Annotated in this window: 8 protein-coding genes; 2 read left to right on the top strand and 6 right to left on the bottom strand. The window is 68.6% G+C overall.

The features are described 5' to 3' along the window. Positions 1-2 precede the first annotated feature (2 nt). Positions 3-1,544 (top strand): acyl-CoA carboxylase subunit beta, encoded by a 1,542-nt coding sequence (locus M3330_RS10735; RefSeq protein WP_219129796.1) that lies wholly within the window; start codon positions 3-5, stop codon positions 1,542-1,544. 82 nt (positions 1,545-1,626) lie between these two features. Here M3330_RS10735 and M3330_RS10730 read toward each other — a convergent pair whose 3' ends face one another. The 3 genes from M3330_RS10730 to M3330_RS10720 are packed head-to-tail and all read right to left on the bottom strand — an operon-like array spanning position 1,627 to position 8,761. Next, entirely contained in the window at positions 1,627-2,061 is a 435-nt protein-coding gene (locus M3330_RS10730; protein ID WP_033097841.1) for a hypothetical protein, read from the bottom strand. Between the two features lie 50 nt (positions 2,062-2,111). Then, positions 2,112-5,420 (bottom strand): arabinosyltransferase domain-containing protein, encoded by a 3,309-nt coding sequence (locus M3330_RS10725; RefSeq protein ID WP_039583415.1) that lies wholly within the window; start codon positions 5,418-5,420, stop codon positions 2,112-2,114. A 44-nt stretch (positions 5,421-5,464) separates the two neighbouring features. Then, the gene (locus M3330_RS10720) at positions 5,465-8,761 is read right to left on the bottom strand and encodes an arabinosyltransferase domain-containing protein (RefSeq protein ID WP_033097839.1); all 3,297 of its coding nucleotides are present in this window, start codon (positions 8,759-8,761) and stop codon (positions 5,465-5,467) included. A gap of 130 nt (positions 8,762-8,891) precedes the next feature. On the opposite strand from M3330_RS10720, the gene M3330_RS10715 reads away from it, so the two are divergent. Continuing rightward, a complete protein-coding gene (locus M3330_RS10715; protein WP_255028727.1) occupies positions 8,892-11,669 on the top strand; it encodes an FAD-binding and (Fe-S)-binding domain-containing protein in 2,778 nt (925 codons plus the stop codon). 14 nt (positions 11,670-11,683) lie between these two features. Here the strand turns inward: M3330_RS10715 and M3330_RS10710 are convergent, their stop codons facing one another. From M3330_RS10710 to M3330_RS10700, 3 genes are read right to left on the bottom strand one after another with little or no spacing between them, the layout of a single operon-like run. Next, positions 11,684-12,343 (bottom strand): hypothetical protein, encoded by a 660-nt coding sequence (locus M3330_RS10710; protein WP_006553452.1) that lies wholly within the window; start codon positions 12,341-12,343, stop codon positions 11,684-11,686. Next, the gene (locus M3330_RS10705) at positions 12,340-13,002 is read right to left on the bottom strand and encodes a hypothetical protein (protein WP_006553453.1); all 663 of its coding nucleotides are present in this window, start codon (positions 13,000-13,002) and stop codon (positions 12,340-12,342) included. Before M3330_RS10705 ends, M3330_RS10710 begins: the two co-directional genes overlap by 4 nt. Further along, on the bottom strand, positions 12,996-13,655 hold the full coding sequence (locus M3330_RS10700; protein WP_024102688.1) for a hypothetical protein: 660 nt from the start codon (positions 13,653-13,655) through the stop codon (positions 12,996-12,998). Before M3330_RS10700 ends, M3330_RS10705 begins: the two co-directional genes overlap by 7 nt.

The raw sequence follows: 13,655 nt of genomic DNA, 5'->3' as shown, positions 1-13,655 counted from the left end.
AAGTGAGCACCACGGCACAGAAGCTGGCCGAGTTGCGCGAGAAGCTGGAGATCGCGAAGGAGCCGGCCGGCGAACTCGCGATCGCCAAGCGCGCGAAGAAGGGCATCCCGAGCGCTCGTGAGCGCATCGACATGCTGCTCGACAGGGGCAGCTTCGTCGAGATCGGCGCGCTGATGAAGATGCCGGGCCGCGACGATGCGATGTACGGCGACGCCGTCGTCGTCGGGCACGGCACGGTCGACGGCCGCCCCGTCGCGGTGTTCTCCCACGACCAGACCGTCTTCGGCGGCAGCGTCGGTGAGATGTTCGGCCGCAAGGTCGCCGCGGTCCTCGACTTCGCCCTCAAGATCGGTTGCCCCGTCGTCGGCATCAACGACTCCGGTGGTGCCCGCGTGCAGGACGCCGTCACCTCGCTCGCCTGGTACGGCGAGATCGGCAAGCGTCACGAGCCGCTGTCGGGTCTGTGCCCGCAGATCTCGGTGATCGTCGGCAACTGCGCCGGTGGTGCGGTCTACGCGCCGATCAACACCGACGTCGTGGTCGCCACCGAGGGTTCGCACATGTTCGTCACCGGCCCGGACGTCATCAAGGCGGTCACCGGTGAGAACGTGAGCCTCGAGGAGCTCGGCGGTGCCCGTCAGCAGGCCGAGTACGGCAACGTGCACCACGTCGCGCCGGATGAGAAGGCCGCTTTCGAGTGGGTGCGGCAGTACCTGAGCTACATGCCGTCCAACGCGCAGGAGAAGCCTCCGATCATCAATCCCGGTCTCGAACCGGAGATCACGCCCGACGATCTCGAACTCGACACGTTCATGCCCGACGCCGACAACTCCGGCTACGACATGCAGGACATCCTGCTGAAGATCTTCGACGACGGCGAGTTCCTCGAGGTCCGCTCACAGACCGCGCCGAACATCATCACCGGCTACGCCCGCGTCGACGGCCGGGCGGTGGGCGTGGTGGCGAACCAGCCTCTGTACCTGTCGGGTGCCCTCGATGCGGCTGCTGCCGACAAGGCCGCGCACTTCGTGCGCGTGTGCGACGCCTACGACATCCCGCTCGTGTTCGTCGTCGACACCCCCGGCTTCCTGCCCGGTGTCGAGCAGGAGAAGATCGGCGTCATCAAGCGTGGTGGCCGCTTCTTGTTCTCATATGTCGAGGCGTCGGTCCCGAAGGTGACCGTCGTGGTCCGCAAGGCCTACGGCGGCGGTTACGCCGTGATGGGGTCGAAGCAGCTCGGCGCCGACATCAACTTCGCGTGGCCCACCGCGCGTATCGCCGTGATGGGTGCCGAATCGGCTGTCGCGGTGATCGGTCGCCGGCAGATCGAGGCCGCGGGCGAGAACGCTCCCGCGGTGCGCCAGCAGCTCATCAACTTCTACAACGAGCACGTGGCCACGCCGTACATCGCGGCCGAGCGCGGATACGTCGACGCGGTGATCGAGCCGTCGACCACCCGTCTCGAGATCCGCAAGGCGCTGAACCTTCTTCGCGACAAGGAAGTGTTCAAGAACCCGCGGAAGCATCACCTGCTGCCGCTGTAGAGCCGTTGCCGACGGGGCCTGTGCACCAGTGCGTGCACAGGCCCCGTCGTGTATATCCGACGCCGCCCCACCGGGCCGGGGGTCAGGGCACGGTCCAGGAACCCCGGCCCGGCAGGAAGGTGATGTCGGTGGTCGTCACGACCGCCTCGATACGTCCGGAGCCGGTCTCGAACCAGGGGTATTCCCATCCTGCGGAGGGGATGGGCGGGTAGATCGGCAGGGTGACGGTGCCACGCTGTCCGGTGGTGACGTTCGTCCAGTTCACGAGGCACGGGCACTGGAAGCTGCTGCCGAATCGCGAGAAGCCGGGACGCTCGGGGTCCACACCGACGGTCACGCCCTCGTTGACGAGGAGACCTCCCCACCCTGCGGAACCGGTGCCACCGACCGCGCCGATCACAGGGCTCAGGGTCGTAGCCGCCACAGGCTCCGCGGACGCTGCGGGAGCGGTGACCACACCGAGCGCGAGCGCCGCGCCCAGGGCTGCCGTGAATGCGATCTTTCTCGAGGTCGTCATGCCCTGTGTGTCGCCCGTCGGCGTCACTTCCGTTACTCGCGCCTCATCCGTCACTCGTAGACGCGCATCGGCGCGGGTTTCCACAACCCGGACCTCGTCACCTCGGTGGTGGTCAGTTCGGCCGGCTGCGCATTCGGGTAGAAGCGCACGTACCGCTCCACCGAACCCCAGTCGCGCCCCCAGTCGTTCTCGAGGTAGGTGGGCACCTGCTCGGGTCGCGCCAGGACCTCCGCGAAGCCGAGCGGGCCACCGTTGTCGGCCGACTGCCAGGTGTCGGTCGACGACACCGCGAGCGGACGGTCGGGGAGGACCCGGTAGTTCGGCATCTCGGCCACACCGGCCCAGTGGTCGAACGGCCGCTGGCACGGGAACTGCAGACCCACGGCCCAGTCCAGCAGGAGCGGCTGCTCGGAACCGAGCTGGGCGTCGAGCCGCTCGAGGATGGGGACGCGCGGCGGCGTGAACGCCAGCCACTGGTCGCCGGTGAGGTTGGGGTCGTTGGCGACGATGCGGACGGCGTCGACGTCGTCGGGCAGGTCGGCGAGCGGCACACGCAGGTTCCGCCACGACGGTGCGGGGCCGATGTCGCGCGGCAGGTAGGTGCCCTTCGCCTCGACGCTGCCGTCGGCCTGGCGGGTGCCGTACTCGACGAGCAGCGACTGGCCGTAGGTCAGTGCACCGGTGTCGTCGTACGACCAGATGCGACCGGCCGCGGAGATGATCACCAGCGGCGTCTCGTCGGTGATCCCGGGAAGGGCGTACCAGCTGGAGGTGAGCGCGGCGGGTTCCTGCACACCCTCCTGGTAGCTGCCGAGCACCGGGGTGACGGACGGGTCGAGCCCGAAGGGCAGACGCACGGTGCTGCCGTTGACGGTCTGCTCACCGGAACCACCCGTGGTGCCGCCGCCCGCGCCCGTCTCGAAGGTCGGGCCGACGCTCTGGTTGTCGGTGTTGCCCTGGCCCGGCTTGACCTCGACGTAGTCGGCGGTCAGGTCGGACGGCACGCCGTCGGGAGTGAAACCGCGCGGCGCCGCACCGGCGAGCGGGTCGTCGTTTGCCGGCGGATCGGCGGGGTCGATGATCGGTTCGAGGCGTCCCTCGTTGGGGTCGGCCTCGACGAGCACGTCGTTCGCGAGACCGCAGGTCTGCCCGGCGACCGCCCCGATGTTGGAGCGAGCGAGCGAGTACGCCGGGTATTGCGACACCGCGCCCTTGAGCAGCGACAGCACCTCGAACAGCACCATCACCGCGGCGACGACCGTGAGCGGCGCAGCCGCGAGGGCGCGGATCCGCCGGCCCTTCTTCGTCTCGGCCGACTCCGGCGGCGGTGCGTAGCCCTCGCGGAGGTACTGCCACGCGACGAGCACCAGGGCGAGACCGAACAGGACCAGGAACAGCGAGCTCGACTGGTAGCCGCTCAGCGAGACGGTCTTGTCGAACCACGGCACGCCGTAGCTCGAGACGTACCACCAGCCGTTGATGCCGGCGAACGACACCGCCAGGACGAACAGCACTCCGGCGAGGAAAATCGTGCGGTTGCGCCGCGACCGCAATGCGCTCGCGGAGACCACGACGGCGGTGACCGTCGCGAGCGATCCGGCGATGCCTGCGTACGCCCCGAAGTGGTGGGTCCACTTCGTGGGGTTGAACATCATGAAGAAGATCGTGCCGAAGACGATGCCGAGCAGACGCCAGGTCGGGCTCACGGCGACGCCGGGGATCCGGCGGCGGCGCAGCAGCACGAACAGCGTCGTGAACAGGCACAGCAGCATCGTGAGGAACGCGAAGCGGCGCGGCAGTGAACCGTCGACGGTCTGCACCATCAGGTAGTAGTAGCGGAGGAAGTCGTTCCACCACTCCTCGTTGGGGCCGATGATGGTGCGCACGCGGGTCGCCTCGAGGACCGCGGCGAGGGTCTGGTCGGAGAACACCACGACGAGCACGAGCATCCCGGCGGCGCCGATCGGGGCGAGCAGTGGCAGGGTGCCGACCTCGCGGTGGCGGCGCACGATGATCCGCGTCATCGGCCGGATGCCGGCGATGAGCGCGGCGATACACATCAGGCCCGTCGGTGCAGCGGCGAGGGTGAAGGCGCCGATGAACACCGCCGTCGCGGCGGGCAGCAGACGACCGGTCGCGATGGCGCGTTCGATCGAGCACCAGGTCAGCAGCGCACCGAGCGCGACGATCGGCTCGGGCCGCAGACCGTTGTTGTAGGGCAGCCAGAAGGCGAGGAAGACCAGTCCGCCGGTCCACAGTGCGATGCGGTTGTGCCGCACGGCCCGGCCGAGACGCGGCACCACCTCACGGCTGATGACCATCCAGCACAGGATTCCGGCGATCAGTGCCGGGATGCGCATCCATGGGCTGGCCGTGGAGATCTTCGCGAACGCCGCCAGCACGTCGTAGTACCAGCCGAAGGGAGCTTCGGGGACACCGAACCAGCGGAAGTAGTTGGCCATGTAGCCGGAGTTCTCCGCCGCCCGGGCCATGGTCAACAGGTAGCCGTCGTCCGAGGTGTTCGCGCCGAAGAAGTGCCAGCCGACGAGCGTGAGGACCACGACGACGTCGACGCCGGTGAACTTCCACCAGCGGGACGGCAGGAAGCGGCGGTGACCGCGACCGTCCGTGCCGTCGAGCTTGGCCAGCGCGCCGAGCGCGAGTGCCGTCGACAGCACCGCGAGGACCATCGCGAGGGACTTGACCAGCGTCGGCGACGACGTGAACCGGGAATCGACATCGACGGTGACGTCGAGGCCGGGAACCGCGGTCGGCAGGTCGCTGAACACGCCCACGACGAGCGGCCGCAGGTCGCCGGTGAGCTCACCCGACCGCGGGTTGCCGTTCTCGTCCGAGAGGCCGACGAACTCGGCGGTGGTGCGTTCGGAGTCGGAGAAGATCTGCAGTTCGCTGCACGCACCCGACTCGACGTCGGCGCGCGGCGCGGTCGCGACCACCACGTTGCGGTCGAGCACGTCGACGTTCTCGGCGCCGACCCGCACGAACATCGCGTTGAGGGCGGCGTCCTGCCCGTTGGTGGGGGCGGTCGCGAGCAGCATCCCGCCGTCGCCGGGCATCTCCGCGACGGCGCTGCACGGCACGGTGGCGCGGAGCTGGAGGGGGACCTGCGACATCAGCGGCAGTTCGACGTCGGTCGCCGCCGCGTCCTGCGGCCACGACATCGTCGCCTCGGTCACGCGGACCGGGAGAAACGGTGTGGCCAGCGCCAAGATCATGCCGAGCAACCCGGCGACGACGGCGACGAGTCGCGCAGTCCGGTACCGAGTGCGAAGGTCCTCGCCCATCGACCGGGGGGCGGTCGGAGCGGGCGCGGGTGAGGTCGTCACGTCGTCGGGCACGGGAGTCGATGGTATCCGGCGACGTGGTGTGACGGCACTCGCCCTTACTCCAGCAGGACGGGGACCCCGTCACGGATGCGGCCCGGCGACCACAGGCCGGAGCGGGTCGTCACGTCGGTGGTGACCTCCGCGGGGGAGGCATCCGGGTCGATCGGACGGTACTGCTCGAGCGATCCCCAGTCGCGATCCCAGTCGTGGTTCAGATAGGTGGGGACGGCCTCGGCGTTCAGCAGAAGCGGGATCCAGCCGAGCGGTCCGCCGCCGATGTCGTCCTGCCAGCCGTTCGTCGCGTCGGCCCCGACCCGGTCCGGGAGGATGCGGTACTCGGGGACCTCGGCGACACCGTTGCGGTGCCCGAAGGGTCGCTGGCACGGGAAGGCGAGACCCACCGACCAGTCGATGAGGACCGGGGCGTCGGATCCGACGACCTCCTGCAGGGTCTGCATGCGCGGCATCCGCGGCGGCGTGACCGCGACCCACTGGTCGGGGGAGAGGTCACCGTCGTCGACGACGATCCGCACGGCGTCGGCGTCGGCCGGGATCGCGTCGCTCGGCACGCGCAGGTTGCGCCAGGACGGCGACGGGCCGATGTCGATCGGGGCGAGCGTGGCCAGCGGCGTCACGTCGTCCCCGGATGACGAACCGAACTCCAGCAGCACGTCCTGACCGGGGGTGATGACACCGTCGGGGTCGACGTAGCGGATGCGTCCCGCCGCGGTCACGACCAGCAGCGGTGTCTCGTCGGTGCGCTCCGGCAGCGCGTACCAGCCGGATTCGAGTTCGGCGGACTGCTGCACGCCGGAGCGGTAGCTGCCGAGGACGGGCGTGGTCTGCGGGTCGAGGCCGAAGGGCAGCTTCACGGTGCTGCCGTTGATGCCCTCGTCGCTGGTGCGACCGCCCTCGGTGCCGGCGCTGGTGGATGTGGTGGTGCCGCCCTCCTCGCTGTCGACGGTGTTGGCGCCACCGGTCGTGGTGGTTTCCGCGTCGGCGGTGAGGTCGAGGGCCACGCCGTTCGGGGTGAAACCGACGGCCGTGCCCGCACCCAGGGCCTCGCCCGCATCACCGTCGAGGGGCTGAAGCATGGTCGCGTTCGGTTCGGACTCGACGAGCACCTCGTCGGCGAGTCCGCAGGAGTTGCCTGTGAGGGCCGCCGCGTTCGACTTGGCGATCGAATAGGCCGGGTACTGCGAGACCGCGCCCTTGAGCAGCGACAGCACCTCGAACACCACCACCGCCGCCGCGACCAGCGTGAGCGGCGCCGACGCCAGGGCCCGCACCCTGCCGTTGCGGTCGGGTCGCGGCGTGGTGAACGGCTCGCGCAGGTGGAACCACGCGGCGAGGAGCAGGGCGAGCACCGTGAGGCCGAGCAGTGCCGTGGAGAAGGCGTAACCGGAGATCGACGGCGGCTTGTCCCACCACGGGATGCCGTAGCTCGAGACGTACCACCAGCCGTTCGAACCGGTGAAGGCCATCGCCAGGACGAACAGCACCCCGGCGGTGAACAGCGCCCGGTTGCGGGCCGATCGGATGCCGACCGAGCCCACTCCGATCGCGGCGAGCGCAGCCACCGACGCGGCCAGGCCCGCGTACACACCGAAGTGGTGTGTCCACTTCGTCGGCGTGAGCATCATGAGCAGCAACGACGCGAAGACGATGCCGAGGATGCGGCGCGAGGGTCCGATAGCGGTGCCCGGGATGCGGCCCTTGCGCAGGATCAGCATGACGCACACGACCAGGCACAACAGCATCACGAACACGCCGAACCGGCGGGCCAGCGAACCGTCGGGGGAGACGGTGAGCAGTGCGTCCCACCGCAGTCGCTCGTCGAACCACGGCACGTTCGGTCCCACGGCCGAACGCACGCGGGTCGCTTCGAGGACCGACGCGAGCGTCTGGTCGGCGAAGACGGCGATGAGCACGACGGTGCCCGACGCCAGGATCGGCGCGAGGGGCGCGACGACACCGACGAGATGCCGGCGCGCGATAAGAACCTTCACCAGCGGGCGCATCCCGGCGACGAGTGCGGCCACCGCGATCAGGCCGGTCGGGCCGGCGGCGAGAGAGAAGGCCGCGATGAGGACCGCGATCGCGGCGGGCAGCATGCGCCCGGTCGCGATGGCGCGTTCGATCGAACACCAGGTCAGCAGCGCACCGACCGCGATGATCGGCTCCGGGCGCAGACCGTTGTTGTAGGGGAGCCAGAAGGCGAGGAAGACCAGCCCGGCCGTCCACAGCGACACCCGGCTGTGCCGGACAGCGACGCCGAGCCGGGGGATGACCTCGCGGCTGATGACCATCCAGCACAGGATCGCCGCGATGAGCGTGGGCAGGCGCATCCACACGCTCGACGTCGAGACCTGTGCGAACACGACGAGCACGTCGTAGAACCAGCCGAACGGCGCCTCGGGCACACCGAACCAGCGGAAGTAGTTGGCCATGTATCCGGCGTCGCCGGACACCCGCGCCATGTTGAGGATGTAGCCGTCGTCCGAGGTGTTCGCGCCGATGATGTGCCAGAGCAGCAGAGTGCTCACGACCACCGCGTCCACGAGGGTGAACCGCCACCAGCGGGCCGGCAGGAACCGGCGCGCGCGGCGCCCGTCGATCCCGTCGAGTCGATGCAGAGCGACGAGGGAGACCAGCGTCGCGAGCGCGCACACGATCATCGCGAGGAGCTTGAGCACCGTGGGGGTCGAGGTGAACCGCGAGTCGAGCTCGGCGCGCACCGACAACCGCTCGGTGGAGTCGTCACCGTCGGGTTCGAAGGCGCCGGCCGGGCCGCCGAGGTCGCTGAAGACACCGACCATCTGCGGCCGCTCGTCGCCCTCGAGCTCGATCGCCACCGGCGGGTCGGCGCCCACGATCTCGGCGGCGGTGCGTTCGGAGTTCGATGCGACCGTCACGGCCGTACACGGCTCGTCGAGCGGCGCCGAGACGAGCACCGAGTTGCGCAGGACGGCCTCGACGGTGCCGGGAGCGCCGTCCTCACCGGGTATCGCGCGGATCACCAGGCCCTCCGCCGTGGCGTCGGGGGAGCCGGACGGGATGGTCGAGACGAGGGTGCCGCCGTCGGAACCGAGCTGCGCTGCTGCCGCGCACGGCACGCTGGCCCGCAGCGTGAGCGGGGCGTAGGTGACGAGCGGCGCCTCGACACTGTCGATGCTGCCGTTCTGCGGCCATTGCAGTTCGCCGGTTTCCTGCCGGACCGGCAGGAACGGAAGGGTCAGAGCCAGCACGAACCCGAGCAGTCCCGACACGATCGCGACGATCCGAGCTGTGCGGACGCGCGATGTCGGGTCGGGCGAATCGGTTTTCCCGGGCGAAGCGGTATCGGCTGGCACAAGCGTCGATGCTAGGCGAGTCCCGTCACGGGGCCGGCGCGTGCCGCTCCGCTCGCACCACTCGCGGGTACTCCGCGGTTCTGTCCGACCACGTCCGGAGCGATGCCTCCCGCCACTAGCATCGCTGTCTATGAGGACTTCCACCCCGATCGGGCGCGCTCTGCGCGCGGCGGGCATCGGGGAGGTCTGCGACGACTCGACCACGCGCGCGCTGTACTCGTCCGACGCTTCTCTCTATCGCGTCCCGCCACAGGCCGTGGTGCGCGCCCGATCGATCGACGACGTCGCCACGACCCTCGACGTGTGCCGCCGGGAAGGTGTCCCCCTCACCTCCCGCGGCACCGGCACCTCGCTCGCGGGCAACGCTGTCGGGCCTGGCGTGGTCATCGACTTCTCGCGTCACCTGAACCGGGTGCTCTCCGTCGACTCAGAGACCCGGACCGCGCGGGTGCAACCGGGTGTCGTGCAGGCCGAACTGCAGCGCGCCGCGGCACCGCACGGTCTGCGCTTCGGCCCCGATCCGTCCACCCACAACCGGTGCACGATCGGCGGGATGATCGGTAACAACGCGTGCGGGGCGCGGGCGCTCGGCTACGGCCGCACGTCCGACAACGTCGTCGCGCTCGAAGTGCTCACCGGCACCGGGCACCCGCTGACGCTGCCCGGCGAGGATCCGGTGCTGGAACCGTTGCGGGAGATCGTCGCCCGCGACCTCGCGACCATCCGCACCGAATTCGGTCGCTTCGGCCGGCAGGTGTCGGGTTATGCACTCGAGCATCTGTTGCCGGAGAACGGTTTCGACGTCCGGAAGCTGTTCGTCGGTAGCGAGGGCACACTCGGGATCACGACCGAGGCGACGGTGCAGCTGGTCGCCGACCCTGCCGTCCGCACGATGGTCGTGCTCGGCTATCCAGACATCGTCGCCGCCGGCAACGCCGCGCACGGACTACTGGGTTTCCGGCCCACGGCGTGCGAAGGGCTCGACTCGCGGATCGTCGACATCGTCCGGCACCGGCGCGGACCGCAGGCGGTACCGCCCCTGCCGTCGGGTGCGGCCTGGCTGTTCGTCGAACTGGCCGGTGACGACGCCGACGAGGTGCGCGGCCGGGCGAAGGCACTCGCGCAGGCCGCCGCCGCGACCGACGTCCTGCACGTCGAGGACCAGGCGCGGGCCGCCGCGCTGTGGCGCATCCGGGAGGAGGGGGCAGGCCTGTCGGCGAGAAGTCCGAAGGGACTGCCCGCGCACGCGGGATGGGAGGACGCCGCCGTCCCTGCCCACCGCGTCGGCGACTATCTCCGCGACTTCGAGGAACTGCTCGCCGGATACGACGTCACCGGCTATCCCTACGGGCACTTCGCCGACGGATGCATCCACATCCGCCTCGACATCCCGCTCGAGGTTCCCGGCCTGTTCCGCGAATTCCTCTTCGAGGCAGGCAAACTCGTCGCCGAGTACGGCGGGTCGATGTCGGGGGAGCACGGCGACGGCCGGGCCCGGAGCGAACTGCTGCCCCTGATGTACTCGCCCGACGCGCTCGCGCTGTTCGGCGCCTTGAAGTCGGTCTTCGACCCGGAGAACATCCTCAACCCCGGAGTGCTCGTCGACCCGCGACCCGTCGACGTCGACCTCCGCGTCCCGGCCGCGCGGAAGGTTCGTGAGGGTCTGGCCTTCCGTTACCTCGAGGACGGCGGCGACTTCACGCAGGCAGTCCACCGGTGCACCGGGATCGGCAAGTGCCGCGCCGACAACACCGGCACCGGCGGGGTGATGTGCCCGTCCTTCCTCGCGACCCGCGAGGAGAAGGACTCCACCCGCGGACGAGCCCGGGCACTGCAGGAGATGCTCAACGGTCACCTCGTCGACGAGTCGTGGCAGTCGCCGGAAGTGCACGAAGCGCTCGAGCTGTGCCTGTCGTGCAAAGGATGCCTGTCGGACTGCCCGACCGGGGTCGACATGGCGACCCTCAAATCCGAAGTGCTGCACCAGACCTACCGGGGACGGCGACGGCCCGCCAGCCACTACGGTCTCGGCAGACTGCCGCAGTGGGCAGCGATCGCCTCCCGCGCGCCGCGTGCCGTCAACGCTCTGACCCGGATCCCGGGCGTCGCCCCGCTCGGCTTGACCGTCGCCGGCCTCGATCGACGCCGCCACGTTCCGGCGTTCGCTCCCCGCACCTTCCGGAAATGGTTCGCCGACACCCTCCCGCAACGATCCCGCACGGGCGACCCGGTGCTGCTGTTCGTCGACACCTTCACCGAGTACTTCACCCCGGAGATCGGGGCCGCCGCCGTGCGTGTCCTCGCCGCCGCCGGTTACAGCGTGCACCTCACCGACGAACCCCGCTGCTGCGGCCTGACGTGGATCACCACCGGCCAGCTCGACCAGGCCCGGAAGATCCTGGGCCGCACCGTCGCCGAACTCTTCCGCAGCGGCATGCCGATCGTCGGTCTCGAACCGTCGTGTACCGCCGTCCTGCGTTCCGACGCGGTCGAACTGCTCGGGTCCGCACCTGCTCGCCTCGTGGCCGACAGCACCACGACCCTCGCCGAACTCCTCGCCGACTGGGAACCGCCGTCGCTGGACGGCACACGGATCGTCGCACAACCCCACTGCCACCACCACGCCGTCATGGGATGGGGCGCCGACGCCGCACTGTTGCGACGCGCGGGTGCCGACGTGCAGCGCCTCGCCGGCTGCTGCGGCCTGGCCGGGAATTTCGGAGTCGAACGCGGGCACTACGACGTGTCGGTGGCGGTCGCGCGAACCCAACTGCTGCCGGCCGTCGAGGCGGCATCCGACGACGCGGTGATCCTCGCCGACGGCTACTCGTGCCGTACCCAGCTGAGCGACCTCACGACGCGGCGCGGCACGCATCTGGCGGAGTTGCTGGCCTCACGACTGCCGTAGGCCCGGAGACGTCCTCACCCTCTACGCCGCCGTCCTCTGGTGCGTTCGCTTCGGGTGGGGCGCGGTCCGAGTTCGTAGGGGATCTTCAGGATGTGGCGGGTCTTGGCGTCGATGTCGCAGTTGCCGGACGCGACGGAGTGGAGGATGCCGTTGTAGACGAGGTCCCACAAGTCGGGGTTGCGTTGGATCTCGCTGATCTTGAACGAGTGGATTTTGTTGCCGTGGGCGTCTTTCAGTCGCAGGACACGACTGGGCCCATCAGCGGAGAAGCGGATGCGAGTGAGATGGTAGGTATCGACCCAGCTGTCGTGCCATTGGACCCAGGTGGCACCGGCTGCGGTCCAGTGGTTTCCCTTGCCGAAGAACAACAATAGTGAACTTCCAGGGATGATGACCCACATGATCCACCAGTGGATCCAGCGAAAGTCTCCATTGATGACGGTGAGGTACACGACCAAGATTGCCGCTATGAGGAATGCGCCGATGTATCGGTCGCGCACGGTGGGCTGGAGCCATTCGAGAACGGGGCCGAGATGCTCCGGTGCATCTGGTGGGTTCCGTGGGTTACGTTCGAGCGGTGTGTATTCCGTGCCGTGGTAGATGCGGGGCGCCCGGGGTGGGCGGGGTTCGCCTGTGATCGAATCCGGCATCGGTGGTAGGTCGGCAGCGTTCACCCTCTACGCCCCCGTCCTCTGATGCGCTCGCTACGGGTTGGGCGCGGCCCGAGTTCGTAGGGGATCTTCAGGATGTGGCGGGTTTTGGCGTCGATGTCGCAGTTGCCGGACGCGACGGAGTGGAGGATGCCGTTGTAGACGAGGTCCCACAGGTCGGGGTTGCGCTGGATCTCGCTGATCTTGAACGAATGGATTTCGTTGCCGTGGGCATCTTTCAACCGAAGAACACGGCTGTAGCCGTCAGCGGAGAATTGGATGCGGGTGAGTTTGTATGTGTCGACCCAACTGCCGCGCCACTGCACCCAACTGACACCGGCTGCTGTCCAGTGGTTTCCGGAGGTCCGGAACATCATCCATGGGAAGAGCGCGAGCAGACCCCATGCCCACCATTCGAGGACCCAGCTGAATCCCCCTGCGCTGATCGTCCCGAATACCGAGAGTAGTCCGGCGAGCATCGCGGCATCGCCGTACTGGTCGCGAAGGCTGGGCTGGAGCCATTCGAGGGTGGGTCCGAGGTGATCCGGTGCCTTCGGTGGGTTTCGTGGGGAGCGCTTGACTGGTGTGTATTCCGTGCCGTGGTAGATGCGGGGCGCCCGGGGTGGGCGGGGTTCGCCTGTGATCGAATCCGGCATCGGTGGTAGATCGATGGGGTTCACCATCTGCGGCGTCGTCCTCTGATGCGTTCGCTTCTGGTTGGGCGCGGCCCGAGTTCGTAGGGGATCTTCAGGATGTGGCGGGTCTTGGCGTCGATGTCGCAGTTGTCCGACGCGACGGAGTGGAGGATGCCGTTGTAGACCAGATCCCACAGGTCAGGGTTTCCTTGAATGTCGCTGATCTTGAACGAGTGGATCTCGTTGCCGTGAGCGTCTTTCAAACGAAGAACGCGGTTCGGCCCGTCTGCGGAGAAACGTATACGGGTGAGGTGGTAGGTGTCGACCCAGCTGTCGCGACATTGCACCCATGTGGATCCTGCTGCCGTCCAATGGTTCCTGATCCCGCGAAACATCAGCCAGCCACCCGCAGTGATGATGAGCCACGCACCCCACCAGTGAATCCAGCGAAGATCCCCGTTGGAGATTGTGAAGAACGCGACCGTAATGGTCATCAGGGTAAATGCGCTGATGTATTTTTCGCGGACGTGAGGTTGGAACCATTCGAGAGTGGGACCGAGATGGTCCGGTGCTTCCGGTGGTTTTCGTGGTTGTCGGTCGGTCGGTGTGTACTCGATGCCGTTATGAATGCGTGGTGCGTGAGGCGGGCGAGGTACACCGGTGATCGTGTCAGGCATGGGAGGGAGATTGTCCTCGTTCAT

It is taken from the genome of Rhodococcus sp. GA1 (assembly GCF_024321955.1).
GTDB classification, from domain to species: Bacteria; Actinomycetota; Actinomycetes; order Mycobacteriales; family Mycobacteriaceae; genus Rhodococcus; species Rhodococcus pyridinivorans.
The sequence above is the reverse complement of the archived record's forward strand: the minus strand, read 5'-3'. Positions and strand labels throughout refer to the sequence as shown.

Bases quoted from the DNA above. Each gene is read 5' to 3' on its own strand.
- M3330_RS10730 (WP_033097841.1), bottom strand. From the start codon at position 2,061: ATGACGACCTCGAGAAAGATCGCATTCACGGCAGCCCTGGGCGCGGCG.
- M3330_RS10705 (WP_006553453.1), bottom strand. From the start codon at position 13,002: ATGGTGAACCCCATCGATCTACCACCGATGCCGGATTCGATCACAGGC.
- M3330_RS10700 (WP_024102688.1), bottom strand. From the start codon at position 13,655: ATGAACGAGGACAATCTCCCTCCCATGCCTGACACGATCACCGGTGTA.
- M3330_RS10715 (WP_255028727.1), top strand. From the start codon at position 8,892: ATGAGGACTTCCACCCCGATCGGGCGCGCTCTGCGCGCGGCGGGCATC.